Origin of the sequence: Streptococcus mitis (assembly GCF_001579035.1) — a bacterium.
In the GTDB taxonomy this organism is placed as follows: domain Bacteria; phylum Bacillota; class Bacilli; order Lactobacillales; family Streptococcaceae; genus Streptococcus; species Streptococcus mitis_J.
This window is the reverse complement of record NZ_KQ970369.1, coordinates 1-201: the sequence shown is the minus strand read 5'-3', so window position 1 is coordinate 201 and position 201 is coordinate 1. Positions and strand designations below refer to the sequence as shown.

Annotated in this window: 1 pseudogene; it reads left to right on the top strand. The window is 46.8% G+C overall.

Annotation, left to right across the window (positions count from 1 at the left end):
- A pseudogene (locus SMIDD26_RS13450) lies at positions 1-201 on the top strand (flagellar assembly protein H domain protein); the annotation flags it as partial.

Here is a 201-nt window from a genome sequence, read left to right as displayed (position 1 = left end):
ATGGCATTCTTGGAATTAAAAAAATACAGAGAAACCAGCAAAGACGAGGTTCGCAAACCGTGGTTGGAGTTTTTCGGGAACAAACCCTTTACCCAACAACCCGAGCGAGCCATCAGCCAAGCAGACCAACTGCTGGACTACAAGAGCTGGTCCGAGGAGGACAGGAAAATGTTTAGTCAACTACGTATGCGTGAAGAACAA